Raw genomic sequence first — 25,792 nt, 5'->3', positions numbered from 1 at the left:
TGAGGTGGAAAACGGAACGATGATAAACAAGTTTAGTCGCGCTACAATAACCATCCTTCTCCTAGCCCTTCTATGGCCAGCGGTCATCGGCCATGCCGCTAGCAATCTATTGAAAAATGACAGCTTTGAAAACGTGACGGAGGGAGCTCCGGCAGATTGGCAGCATGACGCTTATTTGAAGGACGAGCATATCACTTCGTACACGCTCGACAATACCGAAGCGCATACAGGCACCTATTCCGCGGTGCTTGAAAATAAGGAAGCCAACCATTCGCGTTGGACACAGGTGATTACGGTCAAACCGAAATCTACATACAAGCTTTCCGGCTACGTAAAGACCGAGCAGATCGGCCCGGATGCAGCGGGTGCGCATTTTTTTGTGGACGGCGTTGCGGTCAGCTATCCCGAAGTGAAAGACACGGGTGGGAAGTGGGCTTATATTTCCTTCTACGCCAAAACAGGGAAGGATCAGAAGAGCATTACATTCGGAGCCAGCCTTGGCGGCTATGGCAGCATTAATACAGGCAAAGCATACTTCGATGACGTCAGCGTAGAGAAGGTTTCGAAGGCACCGTCGGGCGCAGAGGTATTCAGTTTGGTTGCTACGGATACAGGCCAAGGCGCTGATCCTTCCGATACAACGGTCTCTGTTGTCCCATTGGTTCTATTTGCAGTGCTGTTCAGCTTGTTTTTTGCTTTGATTTATAGAAAATTGCTCCGCGAGCGAACTTGGCTCGATGAGAAGCCTCATTTGCATCAGGTCCTATTTGCTCTAATTTTTGTAGTGGCGTTAGCAGTGCGGCTATGGATCGCCGTTTCAAGCAAAGGCTACGCCAATGATATTGCCTTGTTCATGGCTTGGGCCGATCAAGCGGCGAAGCAGGGGCTTTCCGGCTTTTACCATACGGGCATGTTCGTAGATTACCCGCCAGGCTATATTTATATCCTTTATCTTTTAGGCCTTATCAAAAATATGCTGTCATTGGATTCAGGCTCTAATGCGGCGATGCTTTTGTTCAAAATGCCGGCGATGCTGGCTGATCTCGCAGCGGCGTATATGGTATTCCGAATCGGGAAGAAAAAAGCGGGCTATTCGGTAGCCTTATCGCTTGCGCTGCTTTATTTGTTCAACCCGGCCGTTCTCGTTGATTCGGCCGCGTGGGGACAAGTAGATTCGATCTTTGCGCTCGTTCTTGTCCTATCTATCCACGGGCTTGCGGAAAATAAAATTGCACGAGCCTCTGTATGGTTCGCGATTGCAGCGCTAATTAAGCCTCAGGCGTTCATCTTTACGCCAGTGCTGCTGCTCTGGCTCTTGTACCGTGTATGGCATTACAAGGAATGGAAGCAGGTGGCGATCAGCGCGATCTATGGCTTTGCTACTTTTATCTTGCTGGCGCTCCCGTTCTTCTGGGGCAATGGCGGGCTCGCCGGACTGTTTCATTTGTACAAGGGGACGCTCTCCTCGTATCCGTATGCGACCTTGAATGCCTTTAATCTTTATGCGCTGAGCAACGCGAATTGGAAGCCGATTACCGATACATGGCTGCTGTTCTCGTTCCAGACGTGGGGAGCCATTTTCATTCTCGCAGCAGTGGTGGGTGCAGCCTATTTCTTCTTGCGAAAACAAGACAAGGATACGTCTAAGCGTGTGTTTTTTATCGCGATGGTGCTTATCATTATCGTATTTATGGGTGTCACCAAAATGCATGAGCGTTATCTGTTTCCGGTGCTGCTGCTTGGGGTTTTCGCATTCCTGCAGACGCTCGACCGCCGAATGCTGATGGTTTATTTCGGATTCAGCTTAACGACTTATATTAATATCGCGTATGTGCTTGATTACAGCAAAGTGACGACGAACGTTCCGTTTAACGGCATCGTGTTATTGTGTTCGTTGGCAAATATTGGTCTGATGCTTTACATGTTTTATATCGGATATGATAAATATGTACGAGGAAGAGTAGTACTGATCAAGCCTGTAACGGAAGAAGAACTTAAGCAGGCGGATGACGAGGCTCTATCGGACCATAAAGCGGAAGCTATCTCTAGAGTGAAGCCCGAGAGGAAGCGTCTGGAGCGCAAAGATTGGATTTGGATGGGTGCTGTGACCCTTATCTATGCATTCGTAGCGCTATTTCAACTAGGCGAGATGAAGGGACCGACAACGGCCTGGCAGCCGGCGGCGGTTGGCGAAAGCTTTTATGTTGACTTAGGCGGGGTGAAGCAGCTAGAGAAGATCAACAGCTTCGGCGGTGTCGGTACCGGCAAATACAAATACGAATTCAGCCAAAACGGAACGGATTGGGATAATGTTATGGAGGTCGACAGCAGCCATGTGGCTGTCTTTACCTGGAATACCCAGCCGGCTGCCCTCCAGGCAAGGTTCGTGAAGCTGACCACGGTTCAGACTGGCTTCTCGATGCACGAAATGGCGATTTATGAGCAAGGCAACAAAACGCCGCTTCCAATCGTCGGTATCAATGAAGAGCAAGCAGGGGAAGCCAAGCGAGGCAGCGTTTCGCTGCTCTTCGATGAGCAGCAGCTCGTTAAATATGATGCGACCTATATGAACGGTTCCTATTTCGATGAAATCTATCATGCGCGGACGGCTTATGAGCACATCGAGCATATCGTAGCGTACGAGAATACGCATCCGCCTCTTGGCAAAATCATTATCGCGATCGGAATCAAGCTCTTTGGCCTGAATCCGTTCGGCTGGCGCATCGCGGGTACGCTATTTGGAATCGCCATGCTGCCTTTGATGTATTTGATGGCTAGAAGGTTGTTCAAGAGCAGCCTGTACGCCGGACTTGCAGCTGCGTTGTTCGCGGCGGATTTCATGCATTTTACGCAAACGAGAATAGCGACCATTGATGTCTACGGCGTATTCTTCATCATGCTGATGTTCTATTTCATGCACAAATATTATTCGTTAAGCTTTTACAAGGTAAAGCTGAGTACAACGCTGCTGCCGCTGTTCCTTGCGGGCCTGTTCTTCGGAGTAGGCGTCGCATCCAAGTGGATCGTGTTGTATGGAGGCGCAGGACTAGCGGTCATGCTAGGTTTGTCTTTATTTGACCGGTACAAGGAATATGCCGCCGCGAAGCGTGTGCTGCGCAAGGGCAAGACGCCTGACCCCGCCTTTAGCAAAGACAGGCTCCAGCATATCGTAAACGTATTCCCGCGTTATACGGTGATTACGCTCGCCGTATGTCTTGTTTTCTATATTGTCATTCCGCTCACGATTTATGCCCTGTCCTATATTCCGGTTCTAACTGTCATGGATGAAGGCTATACGGTGAAGAGCTTTATTGATTATCAGAAGCATATGTTCAGTTACCATAGTAACCTGGTATCCACGCATCCGTTTTCCTCCTCGTGGTGGGAATGGCCATTTATGAAGAGACCCGTGTGGTATTATTCTGGCGACAACATGGCTGAAGGCATGAAATCGACGATTGTGGCAATGGGCAATCCACTCATTTGGTGGGCAGGCATTTTTGCAATGGTGGCAACCATATGGATAAGTATCAAGCGGAAAGACAAAGCGATGTATACCATTTGGATCGCTTTCCTGGCCCAGTATGTGCCTTGGATGCTGGTTACCCGCTTGACGTTCCTTTATCACTATTTTGCAATGGTGCCATTTATCATTTTGAGTCTGGTGTATATGTTTAAAATCATTGAAGAGAAAAAGCCAAGCTTCAGTCGCGTGCGAAATCTTTTCTTGGCGGGTTCTATTGTATTGTTTATTCTGTATTATCCCGCTCTTTCCGGTATGACCGTGCCTAGTTGGTATGTGGAGCATGTTCTGCGCTGGTTTCCAAGCTGGTTATTTTAAGAAAGGGGCATTCGGATGAAACAAGTGGCAGTGAAATACAGCGTGATCGTTCCCATGTACAACGAAGAAGAGGTTATCGAGCATACGTATGAGCGTTTGAAGCTAGTGATGGACAGTGCAGATGAGCCCTATGAGCTTATATTTGTCAATGATGGCAGCAAGGACCGGACAGTAGAATTGATATCCATGATCTGTGATTTTGATCCGAACGTCCGGCTCGTGAATTTCTCACGTAATTTCGGTCATCAAATTGCCATTTCCGCCGGGATGGATTACGCCAAGGGCGATGCGATCGTCGTCATTGACGCGGACCTTCAGGACCCTCCTGAGGTGATTCTGGATATGATTGCGAAGTGGAAGGAAGGCTATGAGGTCGTATACGGAAAACGGCTTAAGCGCAAGGGCGAGACGGTATTCAAGAAGCTGACCGCCAAGCTGTTTTACCGTACCTTGCGCAGCCTGACGAATGTGGATATTCCCGTCGATACGGGAGATTTCCGTCTTATTGACCGGAAAGTGTGCGACGTGCTGCGCGGCTTGAAAGAGAAGAACCGCTTCGTGCGCGGCTTGGTGAGCTGGATCGGCTTCAGGCAGACGATGGTGGAATATGAGCGCGAGGAGCGCTTCGCCGGCGAAACCAAATATCCGCTTAAGAAAATGATCGCTTTTGCCATTGACGGAATCACTTCCTTCTCCTACAAGCCGCTTAAGATCGCAACGTACATTGGCTTTACGCTGTCGATGACGAGCTTCCTTTATTTGCTGGTCGTTATTTTCCAAAAGCTGTTTACGGGGAGCACGATTGCGGGATGGGCATCGATTGTTGCAATGAATCTGTTATTCAATGGTATTATTCTTATTCTGCTTGGCATCATCGGCGAATATATTGGCCGCATATATGACGAATCCAAAAACAGGCCGCTTTATATTGTGCGGGAGGTTCAAGGTTTCTCGGAGCTTGAGGGTAATCAGCCAGTCTCTGCCCAAGATTCGGATCGGATGAAGGAATATGTCTAAAGGCTCCAACAGAAAACTCTTGATCCAATTTATAACCTTTAATCTGGTTGGGCTGCTCAATACGGCGATCGATTTTTTAATGTTTACGATTCTAATATGGGCTGGGACTTACTATTTGGCAGCACAGGTGATTGCATATGGCGCCGGTATGATTAACAGCTTCGTATTGAACAGCCGATATACTTTTGGTAAGGGCAAAAAAGACTTACAGGACTCAAAGCCACAGCAGTTCAAGACGAGTATCAGGTTTATCGTTTGGAATGGCCTATTGCTTGGCATTACGCTTGTTCTTCTCGCTGCGTTCACCGAGTGGTGGGGGCTGGGCGAGCTCGTCTCCAAAGTTATCGTAACGGTAATTACCGTTGCGCTGAATTTTTATGGAAGCAAAAAATGGGTGTTTACAGGGAATAGGCCGCAGACAGGGAGCAGTTAGCGGAAGGCGGGAAAGATGAAGAGAATATTATCCTATACCTTAGTCGTCATTGGCCTTCTTATTCTGCTTTATCCGAAAGCAAGCGAATGGTATGACAACCGCCAGCAGGATAAGCTGATGGCGGAGTGGGAAGATGCGACCTTCGATGAAACGGCCCAGCAGCAAGCTCAGCAGCAGTATGAGCAACTGACAGAGCTATTTAACGAGGAATCCGGAGCCACGGATGTGCCTGTTGTCAGTACGCCTACAGACGCGCCTACAACGGCTCCGGTTGCGCAGAAGATTGCGTCTATCGCTACTTTAAAGATCGACAAAATAAAGCTTAAGCTGCCTGTTGTAGAGGGAGCGACCCAAAAAAACATGAAGTCCGCCACTGCCCATTTGAAGGAAACGACAGCGATCGGGGAGGTAGGCAATGCCGCAATTGCCGGACATCGGATGCGCGCTAAGGGCCGGCTGTTCAACCGCCTTGGCGAAGTTGCCGTTGGCGATAAAATCGTGGTGGAAACGAAGGACCAAACGTATACCTACACGGTTTATAAAGTCTCGATTGTAGAGCCAACCGATGTATCCGTGCTTAATTACAATAACAAAGACAAACTGCTCACTTTGATCACCTGCGACCCCATTGTAAACCCGACCCACCGCTTGATTATCCACGCTAAGATGTAAGCGGTGGGCAGCGCCCATTTTCTCCGCGTAACAGCACCAATGGTATCGCCCCTTCATAGTATAAGTTGACTGTATCCCTTAACCTTGTTAAACCATAAAAACCCGCGCAAGGAGGGGTGACAAACATTGAAGGGTAGCGACCATAAGAGCAAGTTTTTATTGACGCATCGTGAACGCGAGGTATTCGAGCTGTTGGTACAGGATAAGACAACAAGAGATATAGCGCAGCAACTATTCATCAGCGAGAAGACCGTCCGCAACCATATTTCTAATGTCATGCAAAAGCTGAACGTAAAAGGTCGTTCACAAGCGGTTGTCGAGCTTATCAAGCTTGGTGAATTACAAATCTAACATAGCTAGATAATCGGACAGCATAGCGATATGCTGTCTTATTTTTTTGTTCTTAGGGTAGCGTGTAATTGGGTGATGGTGACAATCATTAATGGGTATCGATTCAAGCAGTTAACTGTAACGTTGGCGTACCTTTCAACTGAATATTTTTGTTCTCTGAACGAGCTTCTTTATTAGACTGGATATCGTTTTTAGGGTACTTCCACAATTTGTGCTCTAATATTGGAAATTAAACCAAATAAGGAAAAGGAATTTGTCGAATTGCGTCGAATAATAAAGGTTACCACAATAGCAAAGAAGGTTTTTTTCATATGGCAGCGGCACGAGTGATGCAAGCATGGAGAAAAAGACAGATCAGTTTGGCGACTTTATTGACAGGCTTAGTCTCGATTTCGGTGCTGCTCATGTTAACGATTTTACTGTTCGCATCCTATCAATCCAAGAAACAATCCTTATATGAAACAACGCTGACCTTGAATCTGTCGACCGCCTCCAATATGAGCAAGACGATGGACTCCCTGTTTAAGTCGATGCGCAGCAGCCTCAAAAATGCAGCCCACTTCTATAGCTTAAACCGGCCCATGCTTCCGGAGGATTCGGAGAAATATCTTGATTTGATTCGCAACAGCAGCAACTATTTTAACTCTATCGCTGTGGTCGATGAAACCGGAATGATCAGCATGATCTCACCGAAGTCGGTAGGCACGGCAGGCAAACAGGTGTCGACAGTTGCTACCAAAAAAGCATTAGAGCTGCAAAAACCGTTTATATCCGAGCCTTATATGAGCGCAACTACGAAACGTTTGATTGTATTTATAAGCGAGCCCATATTCGACAGTGATGGGGTATATCGGGGCTTTATTGGCGGAACGATCTATTTGCAGGAAAATAATATATTAAATATGATCTATGGCAATGAAATTTTGCACGACAATGGTTCCTACTTTTATGTTGTCGGGTCCGACGGCAAGCTGATATACCATCCGGACAAAAATAGAATCGCTACCGATATCCATCAACTGCCGATTGTACATAAGCTTCTACAGGGGAAGAGCGGTTATGAGCTAACCGTTAATATTAAAGGGATCACTCAGCTGGCGGGTTATTCTTATGTACCTGAAAATCAATGGGGCATTGCGGTGCTCTCTCCGATCAGCATTATCAAAGAGCAGCTAAACAGTCATCTAATGGCGATTCTCTGGTACACGTTAGTCCCTTTTATTTTATTGATGCTTGTCACGATTTGGTTTGCCCGCCGATTGGCCAAGCCATTCGTCGAGTTGGCTGATGTCGTCAGCAGCATAGGGAAGGAAACGGTACCGCTCCCACCGGAGAGACATCATTGGAATAGGGAAGCGGATTTGTTAACCAAGACGCTCAGGCTTGCCATGGACGGCATCAAAGCGCAGACCGACCAATTGACGCAAGCAGCCATGACAGATCCACTCACGGGGCTTAGCAATCGTAGGACCATGGAAGATATCATGAACCGTTGGACAGAGGAGCAAAAGCCCTATGCCCTCCTTATTCTCGATATTGATCGTTTCAAATTAATTAACGATACGTTCGGACACCAAGAGGGGGACCGCGTTCTGCGGCATTTAGCGGACATTGTGAAGCAATCCGTTAATCCAGGCGATGTCTGCAGCCGGTATGGAGGCGAGGAATTTGTTGTACTTCTGCCTCATGCAGCGGTAAAGGAGGCTTTTGCCATGGCAGAACGGATTCGAATGACGATGGAGGAAAGCGACAATCATTTGGGGCAAAGGGTTACCATATCGCTTGGCCTTGCCCATTTCCCTACCCAGTCGGTGACTGCAAAAGCTCTGTTCCTGCTTGCGGATCAAGCGTTATACAAGGCGAAGCATCAAGGAAGAAACCAGACCGTAATTGCCAATTAGCGGATGGCAGCCGCACATAGAGAATTATCTATTACTGATGTGATGAAAAGGAATCAAACCCATGAAATCAAGCCGTCTCAACAATCAAAAAAGAATGTTTTATTTTATTGTTATCGCAGTATCAACGCTAAGCGTGCTCACCGGAGCAAAATTAGTATTTTCTTATCATTCCACTGTGAAATCAGCAGAGATAACGCTTGCCAAGCAGTACACCGATATTGCGCTGGTCATTGCAAAGGGCATGGATAAGGAAGAATATAAACAATTTTTACTAGCCAAAACGAACGATGAGCATTACGAGAATATAAGAGGATACTTAGAGGAGTACCGCGAACGAATCAATGCCCTTTACGTCTATACGCTTCTGCTTGATGACAGCGAGGTATCCAAGGTGATGGTTTCGGCATTCCCGCCTGAAGTCGATGATATGCCTATTGGCTCGCCGTGTACAGTGCCTCCTGAACAGGTGAGGCTTGCCAAGCAAGCCGAAAATTATTACACAGACGTTATCCACGATGAGCATACCGGCTCCTACATGTCGATTGGCGTTCCTATCTTTGATGACAACGGCGACATGCTAGGCATGGTAGGCATTGATATAGCTGCAGAAGATCTGGGTTATATCAGCAAGCATGTAATCAAAAACAATCTATTTATTTATGGCATGGATATTCTGTTTGCCTTTGTTCTTCTTGCTGGCGTATATTTGCTGAACAAATGGTATAAGGCTCGCTTGAAGCGGGATTTGCAGGAATCGGAGAAAATATATATATCCGAGCTGGGGAAAATTGTAGATACGATTAAATCCAGCAGGCATGATCTCATGAATCATCTTCAGGTGCTAAATGGCCTGATGGATCTCAAGATGTACAATAAAGCCCATGATTATTTGAAGCAGCTAACGCTGGAATCCAAAACCTTGAATCTGTCTCTAAGCATTAAAAATCCAATTCTGATGGTACTATTTCAAAGCAAGTGGGAACGGGCGCATTCCAAAAATATCCAAATGATCTACGAAACGGATTTCCATGCGTTTGATCGCATTTCATCGATGGATCTTGCCAAGCTATTGTCCAACTTGCTGGATAATGCGATTGAAGCCGTTGAAGAAAATGAAAGTGATTTGCCAAAGGTGATCCGAGTTTACTGTACGGTCGAGAAAGGGAAATATATTTTTACGGTAGTGAATCCTGCCGTGCTCTCCGAGGAAGAACAAAGCAGCATCTTCCAGCAAGGCTTTACCACTAAAGGGGAAGATCAAAGCTGGCGGGGGACGGGCCTTTCGATTGTCAAACGAACGGTAGAAAAATATAATGGGCAAATTCATTTTGAATATGAGAACAGCAACGTGCTCATTCGCATAACCATTTAACTGCAAGCTACGATAGGCGTGAAAATAATGAGCCAAGCATCGTCAGCCTCACTACTGCAAAGGGTGAAGACAGACTTTGCTTGGCTCATATTTGTTGCTAGTAGCCGTCCGTATTATGCCCCAGCTCGGCGGACATCTCCATTCCTTCGTTTGCCGGTGTAGTGCCAACATGGTTTGAATTCATGCCGCGCTGGTCGGCCAGCTTAAGCCCTTCGGCAACGCGTGTGCCGTAGTCGCTGTCTGCCTCGGCGAAATGCTGGAGCATCTGCTCCCGAATGACCGGACTGCAGGTGCTTAATGCGTCGACTAGATTCTCGATAAGTTCGTCACGCTCCCAAGCTTCGAATTTGCGGTAGGTTTCACCCGCCTGCTTGAAGTTGTTCTGGCGGTCGATCGGCTGCTTGGTCAGTTTGGCCGAATACGCCGGCTCATGGGGCTCTCCTGAAGGAGGAGCCTCTTTTAATCCGCCCATCGTGGATGGTTCATAGTTGATGTGCGGATTTTGTCCGGGCGCGATATCGATGTAAAAGGCCATTTGCCCATCCCGTTGATTGGTGGCGACCGCTTTTTTTGGCGCGTTGATCGGCAGTTGAAGATAGTTTGTCCCAACCCGGTAGCGCTGCGTATCCGAATAGGAAAAGGTACGTCCTTGAAGCATCTTGTCATCGGAAAAGTCTAGTCCATCCACCAGCACGCCCGTACCGAAGGCGGCTTGCTCAACCTCGGCAAAGTAATTTTCCGGGTTTTTGTTCAGCACCATTTTGCCAACAGACAGCATGGGGAACTGTTCGGGGTCCCAAAGCTTCGTATCATCCAGCGGATCGAAATCCAGCTCGCTATGCTCCCCGTCGCTCATCCACTGCACCTGAAGCTCCCACTCGGGATAATCGCCGCGCTCAATCGCCTCGTACAAATCCTGCGTCGCGTGGTTAAAGTTTTTGCCCTGGAGCTGCTCGGCTTCCTTCTGGGTCAAGTTCCTTATGCCTTGAAGCGGCTCCCAATGATATTTCACAAGGATGCCCGTTCCCTCGGAGTTTACCCATTTGTATGTATTGACGCCGGAGCCTTGCATTTGCCGATAATTGGCGGGAATTCCCCATGGCGAGAACAGGAACGTAATCATATGGGTCGCCTCAGGCGATTGGGACACAAAATCGAAAAATCGCTCCATGCTCTGCACATTCGTGACCGGATCAGGCTTAAAGGCATGCACCATATCGGGAAATTTCATCGCATCGCGGATGAAAAAGATTTTCAAGTTGTTGCCCACCAAGTCCCAATTGCCATCCTCCGTATAAAACTTGGTAGCAAAGCCGCGCGGATCACGCAGCGTCTCGGGGGAATGGCCGCCATGAATGACGCTTGAAAAGCGAACGAAAACAGGCGTTTGCTTGCCAGCCTCCTGAAAAAGCTTCGCTCGGGTATAGTTAGCTATCGGTTCATCGCCAAGCTTGCCATAAGCCTCGAAATAACCGTGAGCGCCGGCTCCGCGTGCATGTACAACGCGCTCAGGGACGCGTTCCCGGTCGAAATGGGATATTTTCTCGATAAAATGGTAATTCTCCAGCGTTGAAGGTCCGCGATTCCCAATGGTGCGAATGTTCTGGTTGTCGGTAACCGGATGCCCTTGGCGGGTAGTTAGCTCTTGTTCGGTGTTGTCCTTTGCGGTCATGACGAATTCATCCTCCAATGGCATATAAATGTAAACTCGTAGGCATAGTTTGAGTCATACATCTATTTGTTATTCATATAATGAAAAGACGTAAAAATGCTAGTTTTCATCAATAAACGGTAGAATTATGGTATAATCGAACCATATTTCAACAATAAATCGTACGTTTGATGGACGACAGAAAGTGTAATCTTTTATTTTACAGGGGGATAAGATGTTAAAATTTAGTCTATTTGTCATGCTGTTTTGGTTGTTCGGCAACCCGTTTATCGCTATCCTAGTTTTGCTTATCCTGCTGTATGTGCTGGATCGCCGCTTTGTGGGGATCACGCCTAGCTTCGTTAAACCCCTGAAGAGAATTTCGAGAATCAAGAAGCTGAGGCAGCAAATCAATCAATCGCCGAATGAGGTTTCCGCAAAACACGAGCTTGCCAGGCTGCTGATTGAACGCAAGAAATACAAGGAGGCTTTGCAGTGGCTGGAGCCTTTACAGAACACGCTGGAGGATTCCGCGGAATACTGGGATGACCTCGGCATCGGTTATTTGCATAATGGCGACGAGGAACGTTTTGCCGCAAGCACGCTCCATGGGCTGAAGCTTAATCCGCGTGTCAAATACGGCGCGCCGTATTTGCGCCTTGCAGCTTATTATTCAAATGGACGAGCGGAGCAGGCGCTTGCTTACATCCGAGATTTTCAAACCATCAATTCATCCTCCTGCGAGGCATATGACCAGCTTGCCGCGATTTACAAAAAGCTTGGAAATAATCAGGAAGCACGAAGTGCGATTGACGAAGGATTGCGCATATACCGTATGCTTCCGCGTTATAAGAAGCGGCAAGAGCGCAAATGGGCCGTTCGTTTATATTTCAAGAAGGTCAAAGGTTAAGGAGCCATAAGCCTTGCTTTAAAACCTATTGTTGATCTTGCGCAGCGTATCCATTGTTATCATTTGTTAATCGAAGCAGTATTGTCGTTTGGGGCGTTATGTTACATAATGAAAGCAATAATAGATAGAAGGGCAAGATGCAGGAGATGCAACGCAATATTTGGCTTGTGGCGATTAGCGTAATCGTCGTTATGGTGCTTGTGAATAACACGGCCTATTATTTTCTTACGAAAAAAACATTGGAAGACTCTTTCGAAGAAGAGCTTCTGGCGCATGCTGAACGGCTGCAAATTTCACTGGAGCAATCGCGTGAAGGGTCTGAGCAATTTCAGAACCAGATCGGGCGCGAGCTTCGTACGGCTTCGATCGCCATTCAGTATGCATTGGACCCGGATATTGAGAAGGTAACGACAGAGCAGCTCATGGAGCTTCGTGACAAGCTGGATCTGAGCCACATTACGCTATTGAAGAAATTGCCGGATGATATTGTGCTGTACCGCTCCTCTAATGTCAATCAGTTGAATACAAGCACAAAGTCATGGGTACCGTGGTATGAGGTATTCTCCCAGTTGTTCGAGCACAAAAATGCTTCGGTGGACTGGCTCGGGCAATCGCTGCCGAATTTCTGGAGCGGCCCGTTCGAGGTGTCTACGACGGATGTGGACAAGCTGAATAAGTGGGGCTACTATTACGATGGCGCAACCAATTATATTATCGATCCTTATGTGGACTATGAACAGCAGCAAGAGTATGAGAGCGCGACGGGCGTTCATCGAATGATTGAAAACTCCGTTGAGAGCAGCGAATCGCTGCTGGAGATTGCTTTCATCAATCCCGAAACGTTCCCTGACGGGGAAACGACAATCAACCCCGAGGGGCTTGAACAAGGGCATAAGGTGCAGGAGCCCATATTTTATGGTTCTTACACAATCAAATCGGAGCGGGATACGGAGCTGGTGCGCCAGGCCTATTTCTCCAAAGAAATGGTTACACTGCGGGAAAATATTGATGGCAAAGAAATGTTTAAAATGTACATCCCCACTTTTGTAAATGAAAAAGGGATCAATATTACGGATCGGGATGGTCAGCCGATGAACAGCTACGTGCTGATGTTGACCTCTGATTATCATATCATCCAGGAAAAGCTGGATTCGCAATTTTTAAACTTGGGCATTATCATTATTATCGTTACAGCCTTCAGCCTGTTGATTGCCATTGTAGCCATGCGCTATTACAGGCAGTCGCGCGACAAGGTCGTTAAAGTGACCCAGGAAACGTATGTGGAGGAAATTAACCAGATGTTCCAATCCATCCGGGCGCAAAGGCATGACTTCCTGAATCATGTGCAAACGATTCATTCCTTGGCAGAGCTCGGCAAATCGCAGGAGCTCATCGGCTACACCAAAGAGCTGACTGGCGATATCCGAATGATGAACGATATTATTAATATCGGGAATCCTGCGATAGCTGCACTGGTCCGCTCCAAAATTTCACAAGCGGAGAGCAATAAAATTGGCTTTAGCTGTTCTTTTACGGGACTTAATATGCAGGAAATGGGCGTGAAGACGCTCGATGTGAACCGGATGCTTGGCAATCTGATTGACAATGCTTTTGATGAAGTGCTTAAATACTCGGAAGACCGCAGGCATGTGACGCTCGTTGGCAAGCAAACGATCGATGCGCTGGAGTTTACGGTTACCAATACGTGTGATGACGCCGAAGGCGCGCTGGCCCGGCCGATTTTTGAAGCGGGATATTCCACCAAGCAGCAGGATCACCAAGGTTTGGGGTTATCGATTGTCAAATCCATCGCCAAGCAGTATAAAGGGGATGTCTACGTAACGGCAGAGCCAGCCGGGAAATTAACGTTTATCGTAAAAATGCCCTTATAATAAGCCATTTTGCCATGCCGACTAAAGGACTATGTCGGTGTGGCTTTTTATTTTGGTCCAATCGTAGCATTTGACGCCAAATGATGGCACCAGCCGTGTCGGCTTGATATAATAGAAGGAATGCAATTGAACGGAAAGGAAGCGGGTGAATGTCTGTAATGCACCTCAATGAAAAGCTGCAAGCGCTGATTGAACAACAATTGAACTCACATGTCGAGACGACGATCATGAAGCGAGGCTGGCAATATTACATGGAAGGAAAGGTGGACAGCGCTAATGAAGGCAGCCATGATCATCTATATGGCGTCGTCAAAGGCACGGACCTTTATGCAGTCATTCTAGATGCCAGCAATTTGCGATACAGCTCCTGTACCTGTCCTTATATGGGTTTTTGCAAGCATATGGCTGCCGTTTATTTTCAATACTGCAGTCAGCAGGAGGGTGGACATTCGTTAGCGGAACGGTCTTATTTCAAATTGCTAGGACTCTCCTCAGCCAGTACGCTGCTCAAAAGCAAACCGGCTGAGCCGGAAGGGCAGCCGCCAGTGCCAACGATTGCCCAAGATCCGGGCGAATCAGGTACAGCTAAAGAGTGGCTCGACTGGATGCAGGCCACGCATGGCGAGGTTTGGCGCAAATGCCGCCACTCGCTGCATGCTCTGCAGCCGCTACTGTCTTCCTTGAAAGGGCTATCCAAGGATTGGAAGAAGCCATTGCAGCGATTGCATTGGTCAACGGCTATTTTGTTTGTGTTGGAACAGGCGGAAAGAGCGATAAATACCGTTGATTCATTTAGCAGATATTATCATGAGATGTCATTTATCCGCATGGCTGAGCCATGGGTGGAGCATTTATATACATTGATTTCGGAGCTGACTCCAGGGGAAATGGTGCCGGAAGAAGAGGCATGGGCAGATGGATTGATTGCGCATGTGAAGATTTGGGCATCCGGTACGGAAAGGCAGCTCTTTGATTGGGAATACATGTACCTGGCTTTCTGCGAGAAGCTTTCGGAAAGCAGAAGCTGGTATGACAAAGAGCTTGCTGCGATGCTTGAGCTTGTCAAGCAGGAGCCGGCCGAAGAGGTTAACCATGCGTTCTTGCACACGGCAATCGGCATGATGTACTTTTTTGATACGCGTGATGAGCAGGCGATTGAGCATTTTGAGCTTACAAGCTTCGAGCGCTCTCAGAAGGTCATGTATCCATGCGCGGCACAGCGGATGCAGGAGGAGAAATGGCCGCTTGTGGAGAAATGGATGAGCTTCTTGTTCGAGCGGGTCAACCATGTGAAAAACGGCCGATCGGTCGGCCCGTTCGTGACCTTATGCCGCAGGGCAGATTTGGACCGTCCCGAGCTTCGGATCTGGACCGATTATATGACGCAATTGCTGCCTCATTCCTATTCTGAATTATCTGACCATTGGCTCGATCAGAAACGGTATGAGGAGTGGGCGGATTTGCAAATGCTTGTCGGAGCCCGACCCGAGGACGTGGGCGCGCATGCGCTGCGCGAGATTGCCAAGCTGGCCCCTCGTGCCTTAATGCCGCTGTACCATCAGTCGGTAGAAGCATCTATCCAAACACGCAACCGTCAAGGGTACCGCATCGCCGTCAAGCAGTTGAAGAAGCTGGAGAAGCTATACAAGACAGACAAGGATGCCTCTCGGTGGGAGCAATATCTTGAAGGCCTCGTACGCAAGCATCAGCGGCTTAGAGCGTTTCAGGAAGAGCTGTGGAAAGGGAAATTGGTTACATGAGAACATACATTGGCGCGCGAAAGTTAATGATAGACGGATTTTGGAACGAGGATGAGAACGGTGCCTCGGTTCTGGTTAGCGCAGTCGATCGGAAGGATGCAGCCGACGGCAAGCTGCGTTACCTTCTTTTTGCGTGGCATAAAGCTTCATGGTACGGAGCGGATATCGAAGAGATCAGTTTAGGTGAAAGAAAGCTGCTCAGCATTCCGCCTTTGCTTGCAGTCGATTATTTATCCTCGCCCCAGCATGTCCGGCTGCTTCAGCTGGAGTGGACAGATCGCATGGCTGTCTTAATGAGAATGGCAGAGCAGATTCGAACGGCTCTGCTAAAGGGCTGGTTTATGCCAGACTGGGAGCATTGGGCTGACGAGCGGCGGAGCTGGCGAATCGCAATTCCTGAGCAGGAGACGGACTTCGCGCAGCAGTGGCAGGATAATGCCGTTGCGGCCTCGGCACATGGCGATAAAGGAATTGAACGATGGCTAAGCGGTGCGATCGAGCAAATGCTGGAGGAAAACGAACAGGCGGCTCAGGCTTGGAAAGCGATTGCGGCTGCGTCAGGCGAAGCGGTGCTGCGAAGAAAGGCAGCGGATGAAGAGGATTGGCTCATTGCCATCGGGCTGCGGAAGGATGCACTGCCGTTCCGGATTGCTCTGCAGCTGGTAGAGCCGCATGTTTCGCCGGAGTGGCGTCTTCGTCCTGCATTGCAGGATCGAGAGGGCGGGCCTTGGCTTCCGATTAGGCCAGGTGCCTGGGAAGAGGGCTGGGAGGCCGATACCGAGGATGAACGGAGCATACCTGAGGAATGGCTGACGTATCTCGAAGCCAAGCTTGCCAAGGAGCAGTTGAAATGGATCTTAGCATTGCCGGAGCTTGCAGATCAAGCAGAACCCAATCAGCTGCAGATGACTCTTACCGATAATGAAGCGTGGAAATTCCTCGAAGAGGGCAGCGTGAAATTGCTGGAAGCGGGTTGTCCCGTACTTCTTCCAAGCTGGTGGGAAGCGGTGCGCTCACGTAAGCTTCGTTTGAAGGCGAAAATGAAGTCTTCGGTAGGCTCGGCGGCACAGCCCATGTTCGGATTGGACCAAATCGTGCAATTTGATTGGAAGCTTGCTCTCGGCGATGTTAATTTAACAGAAGCGGAATTTCTTCATCTTGCGGAGCAGAACCGGCGGCTGTTTAATATCGGAGGCGAATGGGTCCATTTGGACCCGCAGGATGTGACGCAAATCAAGCAATGGTTGAAACGGATGGGCAAGCGCAAAGGCTTGTCTTTCCGAGATGTGCTCGAGATGCATCTGAAGGGCGGCATTCCGCTAGATGACAGCGAGGAGCTGGATTCGGATTTGGAGGCAGAGGTCGAGCTAAATGAGCATTTGACGGCTTGGCTGGCACAGCTGCAGCACACCTCCGAAATCCCGCTTGCCGAGATCCCGGCCGCTTTTTTGGGAGAGCTTCGGCCTTATCAGCTGGAAGGCGTATCGTGGCTGCTGTTTCTAAGGAAATTTGGGCTTGGCGGCGTGCTTGCGGATGATATGGGCCTTGGCAAGACGATTCAGTTTATGGCTTACCTGGTCTACATTAAGGAACGAAAGCTGCAAACGGGCGGCCCGTCGCTGCTGATCAGTCCGACGTCGGTTATCGGCAACTGGGAGAAGGAGCTGGAGCGGTTTGCTCCTTCGCTTCGCGTTATGCTCCATTATGGTAACAAGCGGGATAAGGGAGAGGTTCTACGTGATTCCGTAGCGGAGGCGGATTTGGTGATCACCTCCTATTCCTTGGCGCAGCTGGATGAAGAAGACTTGAGCTTGGTCGATTGGGATGCTTTATGCCTCGATGAAGCCCAAAATATTAAAAATATATATACGAAGCAATCGACAGCCATTAGGCGCCTGCCTGCCTCGCACCGGATCGCGCTTACAGGAACGCCGATGGAGAACAGGCTGACAGAGCTTTGGTCCATCTATGATTTCATTAACCCAGGTTATTTGGGCAACATCAACGAGTTCCGCAAGGAAATCGTTACACCGATAGAGAAGACGCGGGATGAGAAGCTTATTGCCGGGCTACAGCGCTGGGTAAAACCGTTTATGCTGCGCAGGATCAAGAAGGACCCATCGATTCAGCTGTCGCTTCCGGATAAGAATGAGTCGAAAACCTACATGACGCTGACCGCAGAGCAAGGTGCCATGTATGAGAATTTAGTAGCCGACCTTCTTGAAAATCTAGATAAGCTGGGTCCAATGCAGCGCCGGGGCTTGATTCTTGCCGCTTTAACGAAGCTTAAGCAATTATGCGATCACCCGTCACTGCTCGCGAGCGAAGAGAAGCTGCAGCTGTGGGATATCGAGCGATCGAATAAAGTGGTAAGGCTGCTGGAAATGTGCGAGGAAATTGCAGCCGAAGGCGAGCGCTGCCTGATTTTTACCCAATATATTGAGATGGGTCAGCAGCTGCAGCAGCTGCTTGAAGAAAAGCTTGGCTTGCCTGTGCCTTACTTGCATGGCAGCGTACCGAAGGTGAAACGGGATCAGATGATTGAACGGTTCCAAAATCCCGAAGAGCCTTGCTGTGCGTTTGTGCTTTCCTTGAAGGCCGGCGGTACAGGACTGAATTTGACCGCTGCTAATCATGTCTTCCACTTTGACCGCTGGTGGAATCCCGCCGTGGAAAATCAGGCGACGGACCGTGCCTTCCGGATCGGGCAGACGAAAGAGGTGCATGTGCACAAATTTATTACGCTCGGGACGCTGGAGGAGAAAATCGACGAGATGATCGAGCGCAAGCAGTCGCTTAATGATCAAGTCGTCGGACAATCGGAGCAATGGATTACGGAAATGTCCACGGACGATTTAAGAGAGCTCTTTGCTTTGCGAAAAAGCTGGTTAAAGGGATGAGGGATATAAATGGATGATGCGAGGTTGCGAGCGAAGCAGGAAAAGCTTCAGCTCGAGAACGATAAGGTGAAGCTTGCGAGCCGAAGTCCGCAGGCAGAACACGCAGAAGCCGATGAACATGCCGAGTTATCGTCGGCAAATGCGGAATGGCAGAAGTTTTATTCCGTCATTAAAGAGATAACTAGCAATATGCGATACTAATTCAAAAGAATAACTCACATAGCCTGTCGGGGAAAATAACCCGGCAGGCTATATATTTTTATCCCTCCTCCGTAAAATAAGAGAATAGTATCCCTAACTCGTCGTTATTTGGACCTCCTACGTTGCATGGAGGGCCGACTATAATAAAGGTGCGAGGCAAACAAGCAACAACCATAAACGAGGAGGTCTTTCTAGATGAAAAAGAGATCCACGATCATTGCCACACTATTGGTATCGATTATGATGGTCGCATCCGCTTGCGGCTCGAACGGCAACACAGAGGCAACGAATACCCCAGCGACGGACAATAGTACGAATAAGCCCGCTGAGGCGACGGACCCGCCAGTAGAAGCCAAGGATGTTACGCTGTCTCTCCGCCACACCCAAATTAAAGAAACAAGCAAAACCCGCCTAAAAATTCTTGAAGATGTGGTTGCGAAAACGCAGGAAGAGAACAAAGGGCTTACCTTCAAGCTTGAAGGCATTGACGAGATCGTCAACCGCGACCAAAAACTGAAAGCAGAGATGGCAGCCGGCAATCCTCCTGATATTTTCGAAGTGTTCGGCGGTGCTGACCTTAACCTGTATGTCAAAGCAAACCGCATGCTAGACCTCACGCCGATTATTGATGAGCTTGGCTTGAAAGACAAATTTGCCAGCTTGGATGAGTTTACGGTAGATGGCAAGGTTTACGGCCTTCCATTCGGCGGCTACAGCGAAGCGATCTTCTATAATAAGAAAATTTTCTCTGAGCTTGGCCTAGAAATTCCTACGACTTGGGCACAATTGCTCGATGTTTCGGGAAAAATCAAAACGGCTGGATACACGCCATTTGGCCTAGCAGCCAAAGACGGCTGGGTTAACGGCATGCTCTGGAATACGGTTATGGAGCGCAACGTTGGCATCGACGCATTTAGCAAAGTCGTATCCGGCGAAGCCAAATGGACGGACGAAAACTTTGTTAAAGGTTTTGCTTCCTACGCAGAGCTCGTGAACAAGGATTATTTCACTAAAGGCGCTCTTGGCCTTGCTTATGCGGATCAAGGCGCTCAATTGCTTTCGGGCAAAGCGGCAATGGTATTTACGGGCACGTGGGATGCCAACCGTTTCTCCGGTGACGAGGCTGGCGACCTGAAAGGCCAAATCGGTTACTTCGCATTCCCGTCCATCGAAGGCGGAGCAGGCGACCAAACATCGATCAATGCTTCTTACTCGAACGGATTTGGTTTCTCTGCAAACCTGAATGAAGATCAAGTAGCCGCAGCTAAGAAATTTATCGCTAATTTCTACACGGAAGAAGTGCAAAAACGTACGCTGGTTGAAGATAAATTGCTGCCTTCGATGAAGCTTAGCGATCTGTCCGGCGTAGACCCGCTGACAACTGAAATTTTGACGGTTATGGCTAATGCTTCAAGCTCGTGGAAAGCCTACGATGCAATCGTTCAACCGGCTGTTGGCGCTGACATTAACGTTGGGATCCAAGAGCTAATCGGTAAAGTGAGCAAGCCTGAGAAAGTAGCGGAAAAAGTGCAAGCGTCGCAAGACAAAGCAAACGCGGCTAAGTAATCGCCAGACATTACAATCGATCCTGATGGGCGAGAGGGTGTCCTTCCTTCCAGGAGGACACCCTCTTTCTACGCCAGGAGAAAAGGAGGACATTATGAACAGAGCACTCAAAAACCCGATTACTTACGTGGCGTTCATCATTCCGACGCTTGCTTTATACGCTTTGTTTTTCGTTTATCCCGTCATTGTCTCCTTTTTTTACGGCTTCTTTCAATGGGACGGAATTACCGAGAAGGTATTTATCGGCTTCGATAACTTTGTAAGATTGTGGCAGGATGAGGTTTTTAGAAAAGCACTCTTGAACAATTTTTACTTTATGGCGTTTTCCTTAATCGTGAACATTCCGCTCGTCTTCCTGATTTCGATTATTATCAGCAAAGTAAGACGGATGCGTGACTTTTACAAATCGGCCGTGTTCGTGCCGGTTGTTATTTCTACAGCAACAGTAGCGATCTTGTTCGGGGTGCTTTACAACTATGATTCCGGCATGATCAATCAGTTTATCAGGCTCGTGGCACCGGAGGATTGGGCTAGGGAATGGCTGTCTGATCCGAAGCTGGCGATGCTCTCCATTCTAATTGCCAACGCTTGGCAAAATATCGGATTCTTCATTGTATTGTGTTTGGCGGCGATTCTAAATATTCCGAAAGAAATCGTTGAGGCTTCGAAGCTTGACGGCGTGAACGGCTGGCAGGAAACCTGGTCCATCACCTTGCCGCTGGTTAGACCGATTATGTTCGTTATGCTGCTGCTCACGGTTTCGGGAACGATGAAGGTGCTTGATATCGTACAAATTATGACGAACGGCGGCCCGTTTCAATCCACGGAGGTCATGTCGACGTACATGCTGAAGGTTGGCTTCCGTTCCTTGGAGCTTGGCTACGGCAGCGCGATCGGCGTAGCGATGTTCATTATTATTTTAGTGCTGACGGGCATTTTGCAGCGCATCACTAAGAGCGAGGAGGTGCAGTACTAATGGAACGTTCCCGGAGCCCGCAATGGTGGATGCATCTGTTTCTTATGGGTTATGTCGTCGTATTGCTCTTCCCGCTGCTATGGCTGTTTATGTCCTCGTTCAAGACGAACCGCGAGATAACGGTCAATACTTGGGCTTTGCCAACAAGCTTTAACTTTGATAACTATATTGCAGCTTGGGAAACCGCGAATATTGGAAAATATGCCTGGAACAGCACGTTCGTAACGGTCATTGCCTGTGTGCTTACGCTGCTGTTTGCTGCGATGACTTCTTTTGCCATTGCACGGATGAAATACAAAAAAACGAACAAAGCGATTTACCAATTTATTTTGCTCGGCTTGATCGTGCCGCCAGGCGCGTTGTTTATTCCGCTATACCGTTTGGTTCAAGGAATTAAACTGTTTGGCCAACCGTTATATGATACGCATTGGTCGCTTATTTTGGTATACTGCACTTATGCATTGCCTATTACCGTATTTATTATTTATGCTTTTATGCTATCGATTCCAAACGAGCTGGAGGAAGCGGGCATTGTGGACGGGCTTGGGGCAACGGGCCTATTTTTCAAAGTCATCATCCCGATTTCGCTGCCAGCGCTCGTAACCGTATTTATTTTAAACTTCATATCCAATTGGAACGAATATATTTTATCCCAGCTTTTTATAACGTCAGAATCGCTCAAAACATTGCCTACAGGGATGGCTACTTTTAATGACGGCTATCGTACTAACTTTGCTTCTTTATCGGCGGCTGTCATCATAAGCATTATTCCGGTGCTTGCGGTGTATGTATTCCTGCAAAGGCAGATTATTGAGGGCATGACAGCGGGAAGCGTAAAGGGATAAACCTATAGAGGAGCCTGCTAGATGAACCTGAGACCGAAATTGATGCTTGCTTTTATATGTCTGATCATCATTCCGATGATCGGTCTCGGCATCTTCTCTTTCCTGAATTCGGAGAGATTGCTGGAGAAAAAATATAGCGAGCAAACCGAGATTTCGCTCAGGGCGGTGGGAGGAAACATCCGTTATTTCTTCCGTGAGCTGGACCAGCTCTCCGATGGGAATCTGACGAGCTCTGAAGTACAGGACACCTTGAAATACAGCACTCGCACAACCAATGATGCCAGCACGTTGATTGCGATCAACCAAGCGGAGAAGGAAATGAAGCGAATCCTGTTCCAGCATCCGGCAGTAAGCTTTGTGGTCTTGTACGCGAAGGACGGGACGATGTTCCGTTCTTTCCGCAATGATCCGATTACGTTCAAGCCGATTTCCTTTGATATGCTCAAGCAGCATTCCCTCTACAAAGAAGTGACAAGGCTAGGCGGACGTCCGCTTTGGATTGGCCCTTATGAGCAACGTGAGCTGACCAACGTAGATCCGCCTTTGTTTACGCAATTGCGAGTAGTCAGGGATATGGAGACACTAAATGATCTCGGTGTGATGGTAACTCAGTATAAAACAGAAGAAATCTCCAGTATGCTCAAAGCGTTTCAAAATCCGCAGGCGGATGCCGTGGAGACAAGATATCTAATCGTAAATAAATCCGGTTTAATTATGCTGGACAGCAAAAGCAAGTTCGACGGGCATAACATTAACGAGCAGACCGATTCCCTGCCGCAGCTGACAAACAGCTATAACAGTTCAAGGGTGGAATTCGAGGGCGTTGACAGTCTCGTGTCCTCTTACCAACTGGATCGCAACGAGTGGACGCTCGTATCGGTAAAGCCGTGGAACTCGCTTACCAATGAAAACGTTCGTTTTGTGCAATGGATTGGCATGATCACGGTGCTTGGTTTGTTGTCTGCCGTGCTGTTCAACGTTTTTTTTGTGAACCGCGTTGCTAAGTCCATCATTAAAGTGGTAAGGAAAATGAGGCTGGTCGAACAAGGACTGCTCGATATTCGCGTAACCGCGCAGGGGAAGGATGAAACCGTGCTGCTGGCGCGGAGCTTCAACAGTATGGTTGAGCGAATCGGGAACCTGCTTAGCGAGGTTCGCAGAGAGCAGGCCCGCAAGCAGCATGCGGAGATGATGCTGATGCAAGCTCAGATCAAGCCGCATTTCCTGTTCAATACGCTGGAGTCGATCAATGCGTTGGCCGCGCAAAATGAAGGAGCCAAAATTATGCTGATGGTTCGCCGCTTAAGCGTAATGCTCCGCACAAGCATGCATCATTCCGAGGAAATCAGCATCAAACAGGAAATTGAGCATGTAAGAAGTTATTTGGAAATTCAGAAGTACCGCTTCGAGGAGCTGTTTACTTATCAATTAAACGTTGCGCCCGAGACACTGGATTTCACAATTCTGAAGCTGACGCTTCAACCGCTTGTTGAGAATAGCATTCAGCATGGCTTTGAAGGCTATGAGGACGGTCAGGGCATGATCACGCTTGACGTGGCCGCAGAGCCTCATCAAATCGTTATTATGGTGCGCGATAATGGACGCGGGATGAGTTCGGGTGTATTAACAAGGCTGGCTGCAGGAGCCAATCCGTCCAGCAAGCAATCCAATGCTGCGGAGATTGGCGAAAGCAGAGGCTTAGGCTTGCGAAACGTAGCAGATCGCTTGCGTATTCATTATGGGCCGGCATTTGGCATGTGGATATGCAGTCAAGAAGGCAGCGGTACCGTAATTCGCTGTGTAATTCCGAAGAGCAGAGGTGATCAGCTATGACTGGAAGAGTGCTCCTTGTTGATGATGAGGCACATATAACGAGAAATCTGGAGAAAGTTATTCCCTGGGAAATGCTCGGGCTAACAGTCGGCGGCACAGCCAAAAATGGCGTCGAGGCTTTGGAACTGATGGAGAATCAACCGTTTGATTTACTGCTTTGCGATATTCGGATGCCAGTAATGGATGGCTTGGAGCTTGTTCGTCATATTCGGGATAAGTCGATGGCCTGCGACATTATTATGCTGTCAGGCTATCAGGATTTTGCCTATACTCGAACGGCTATCCAATTCGGTGTAAATGATTATGTCCTCAAGCCAATTCCTTATGATGAGCTTACGGGCGTTATTGCAAGAATCATGTCCAGCCAGCGCAGCAAGCAGAAGCTGATGGAGGAAGAGAAACAAAAGCTGGGCCGAATGATTGACCTCGCCAGTGAGAAAATTTTATACGATATTATTATGGATTATACGGATGTTACGGCTGATAACTGGCTGCTTACAGGTGATGAGCAGCAGCTTAAGGAACAGCAATTTGTGCTAATTGTGCTGGATCTAGATGTCAGCTCGGAGAAAACGAAGGATTGGCGCGATTGGTCCGATAAGGAAAGAAAGCTGTGGAATTTTGCCGTATGTAACGTACTTCGGGAGAAGCTTCAGCAGAAAGGGCTGCATCATGCTGTCATTCAAATTCGTGACGGTGAATGGTGCGTGCTGATTGAAACGGATAAAGCTTCGGTCTTTGATCTAGGCATCGTTAAAGATTGGGCGGAAATGCTGCTGGAAGCCATCAAAAGCCATGTAAAGCTTTCCTTGTTTGCAGGCATATACCGCGAGTTTGCGGCAGTAGCTAATTTGTCCAATGCCTATAAGCTGGTACAGCAGGGCATGCAGCTGAGCGCGGTGCATGACATGATTTCCATTTACCCTTCGGATCAGCAAAAGCCTTCCCAAGCAGACCAAGCGTTTTGGGATACAGCCGAAAAAATTATAGGAGCGGTTAAACGCGGAGACACAACTGGAGTAGATAACGAGCTGCAAGGAATTACAGACCAGCTCCAATGCATGAATGAGCCTACGGTCGATCGCGTAAAGCCTCTGCTTCATTTTTTTGTTTTGCATCTTATGCGCGAGATGAAGGAAATGGGCATTTTCACACGTGAGCAAGAGGATATGCTATGGCGAAGATTAGACCGCCGGTTTGGCATTAAAGACCTGCTATCGGTCATCAGGCAGGTCACACATGCCGTTTCCGAGAAATCGATGGATAAGAAGAAACAGTCAGAACGGTCGATGACGGAGGCGAAGTCGTTTCTGGACCGCAATCTTTACCGTGATTTGAGCGTGGAGGAGACGGCGACGCATGTTGGCCTGAGTACCTCTTATTTTAGTTTGTTATTTAAGCAAACGTTTGGGGAGACGTTTATCGAATATGTTACGCGGCAACGGATGGAACGGGCGAAGGCTATGCTTGCCGACACGCCAAAGAGCGTGGCGCAGATTGCAAAGGAAGTCGGCTATGCGGAGCGTCGTTATTTTACGAAAGTATTTATGAAGTATACAGGCGAGAATCCAACTGAGTTCCGCAGCAAGCGGCAGGAAGGCGCACAGGCTTGCGACGATTTGTCTTAGCAGATGCATGGATGTTTAAACATGGGAAGGGGCAGGGAAACCA

The 25,792-nt window shown here is 48.3% G+C and carries 17 protein-coding genes and 1 pseudogene; 17 read left to right on the top strand and 1 reads right to left on the bottom strand.

Annotated features, from left to right (window positions below; all coding sequences use genetic code 11):
* Window positions 1-19 precede the first annotated feature (19 nt).
* The 7 genes from FJQ58_RS16635 to FJQ58_RS16605 all read left to right on the top strand — a co-directional run bounded on the left by FJQ58_RS16635 (window position 20) and on the right by FJQ58_RS16605 (window position 9,587).
* Window positions 20-3,841 (top strand): phospholipid carrier-dependent glycosyltransferase, encoded by a 3,822-nt coding sequence (locus FJQ58_RS16635; RefSeq protein WP_139995380.1) that lies wholly within the window; start codon window positions 20-22, stop codon window positions 3,839-3,841.
* Window positions 3,842-3,856: 15 nt separating this feature from the next.
* Window positions 3,857-4,858, top strand: coding sequence for a glycosyltransferase family 2 protein (locus FJQ58_RS16630; protein ID WP_139995378.1), 1,002 nt, complete (start codon window positions 3,857-3,859; stop codon window positions 4,856-4,858).
* Entirely contained in the window at window positions 4,851-5,291 is a 441-nt protein-coding gene (locus FJQ58_RS16625) for a GtrA family protein (RefSeq protein WP_139995376.1), read from the top strand. Before FJQ58_RS16630 ends, FJQ58_RS16625 begins: the two co-directional genes overlap by 8 nt.
* Window positions 5,292-5,306: 15 nt before the next feature.
* Window positions 5,307-5,963, top strand: coding sequence for a class D sortase (locus FJQ58_RS16620; protein ID WP_139995374.1), 657 nt, complete (start codon window positions 5,307-5,309; stop codon window positions 5,961-5,963).
* 126 nt (window positions 5,964-6,089) lie between these two features.
* Window positions 6,090-6,314, top strand: a complete 225-nt coding sequence (locus FJQ58_RS16615) for a helix-turn-helix domain-containing protein (RefSeq protein WP_006040330.1) — start codon at window positions 6,090-6,092, stop codon at window positions 6,312-6,314.
* A gap of 311 nt (window positions 6,315-6,625) precedes the next feature.
* The gene (locus tag FJQ58_RS16610; protein ID WP_139995372.1) at window positions 6,626-8,215 is read left to right on the top strand and encodes a sensor domain-containing diguanylate cyclase; all 1,590 of its coding nucleotides are present in this window, start codon (window positions 6,626-6,628) and stop codon (window positions 8,213-8,215) included.
* 61 nt (window positions 8,216-8,276) lie between these two features.
* On the top strand, window positions 8,277-9,587 hold the full coding sequence (locus FJQ58_RS16605; RefSeq protein ID WP_139995370.1) for a GHKL domain-containing protein: 1,311 nt from the start codon (window positions 8,277-8,279) through the stop codon (window positions 9,585-9,587).
* A 97-nt stretch (window positions 9,588-9,684) separates the two neighbouring features.
* Here FJQ58_RS16605 and FJQ58_RS16600 read toward each other — a convergent pair.
* A pseudogene (locus FJQ58_RS16600) lies at window positions 9,685-11,256 on the bottom strand (catalase); the annotation flags it as partial.
* Window positions 11,257-11,473: 217 nt separating this feature from the next.
* Here FJQ58_RS16600 and FJQ58_RS16595 point away from each other — a divergent pair.
* The 10 genes from FJQ58_RS16595 (at window position 11,474) to FJQ58_RS16550 (ending at window position 25,749) form a co-directional block, all read left to right on the top strand.
* Window positions 11,474-12,148 (top strand): tetratricopeptide repeat protein, encoded by a 675-nt coding sequence (locus FJQ58_RS16595; protein ID WP_139995366.1) that lies wholly within the window; start codon window positions 11,474-11,476, stop codon window positions 12,146-12,148.
* 137 nt (window positions 12,149-12,285) lie between these two features.
* Window positions 12,286-14,040: a sensor histidine kinase gene (locus FJQ58_RS16590; protein WP_238404093.1), complete on the top strand. Its 1,755-nt coding sequence runs from the start codon at window positions 12,286-12,288 to the stop codon at window positions 14,038-14,040.
* A gap of 149 nt (window positions 14,041-14,189) precedes the next feature.
* The gene (locus FJQ58_RS16585; RefSeq protein ID WP_139995364.1) at window positions 14,190-15,800 is read left to right on the top strand and encodes an SWIM zinc finger family protein; all 1,611 of its coding nucleotides are present in this window, start codon (window positions 14,190-14,192) and stop codon (window positions 15,798-15,800) included.
* Complete coding sequence (locus FJQ58_RS16580; RefSeq protein ID WP_139995362.1) at window positions 15,797-18,700, top strand: DEAD/DEAH box helicase; 2,904 nt, start codon at window positions 15,797-15,799, stop codon at window positions 18,698-18,700. Before FJQ58_RS16585 ends, FJQ58_RS16580 begins: the two co-directional genes overlap by 4 nt.
* 9 nt (window positions 18,701-18,709) lie before the next feature.
* Complete coding sequence (locus FJQ58_RS16575) at window positions 18,710-18,901, top strand: hypothetical protein (protein ID WP_139995361.1); 192 nt, start codon at window positions 18,710-18,712, stop codon at window positions 18,899-18,901.
* Between the two features lie 195 nt (window positions 18,902-19,096).
* Window positions 19,097-20,467: an extracellular solute-binding protein gene (locus FJQ58_RS16570; protein ID WP_139995359.1), complete on the top strand. Its 1,371-nt coding sequence runs from the start codon at window positions 19,097-19,099 to the stop codon at window positions 20,465-20,467.
* A gap of 94 nt (window positions 20,468-20,561) precedes the next feature.
* Window positions 20,562-21,443 carry a carbohydrate ABC transporter permease gene (locus FJQ58_RS16565; protein WP_139995357.1) on the top strand — a complete coding sequence of 294 codons (882 nt, stop codon included), beginning with the start codon at window positions 20,562-20,564 and terminating at the stop codon, window positions 21,441-21,443.
* Window positions 21,443-22,288 carry a carbohydrate ABC transporter permease gene (locus tag FJQ58_RS16560; RefSeq protein ID WP_139995355.1) on the top strand — a complete coding sequence of 282 codons (846 nt, stop codon included), beginning with the start codon at window positions 21,443-21,445 and terminating at the stop codon, window positions 22,286-22,288. The genes FJQ58_RS16565 and FJQ58_RS16560 overlap by 1 nt, the downstream gene beginning before the upstream one ends.
* 21 nt (window positions 22,289-22,309) lie before the next feature.
* The gene (locus tag FJQ58_RS16555; protein WP_139995353.1) at window positions 22,310-24,121 is read left to right on the top strand and encodes a sensor histidine kinase; all 1,812 of its coding nucleotides are present in this window, start codon (window positions 22,310-22,312) and stop codon (window positions 24,119-24,121) included.
* Window positions 24,118-25,749 (top strand): response regulator, encoded by a 1,632-nt coding sequence (locus FJQ58_RS16550; protein WP_139995351.1) that lies wholly within the window; start codon window positions 24,118-24,120, stop codon window positions 25,747-25,749. Before FJQ58_RS16555 ends, FJQ58_RS16550 begins: the two co-directional genes overlap by 4 nt.
* Window positions 25,750-25,792 lie beyond the last annotated feature (43 nt).

The organism is Paenibacillus paridis (assembly GCF_006345825.1).
Taxonomy (GTDB): domain Bacteria; phylum Bacillota; class Bacilli; order Paenibacillales; family Paenibacillaceae; genus Pristimantibacillus; species Pristimantibacillus paridis.
This window is presented reverse-complemented; position numbering and strand designations above follow the sequence as displayed.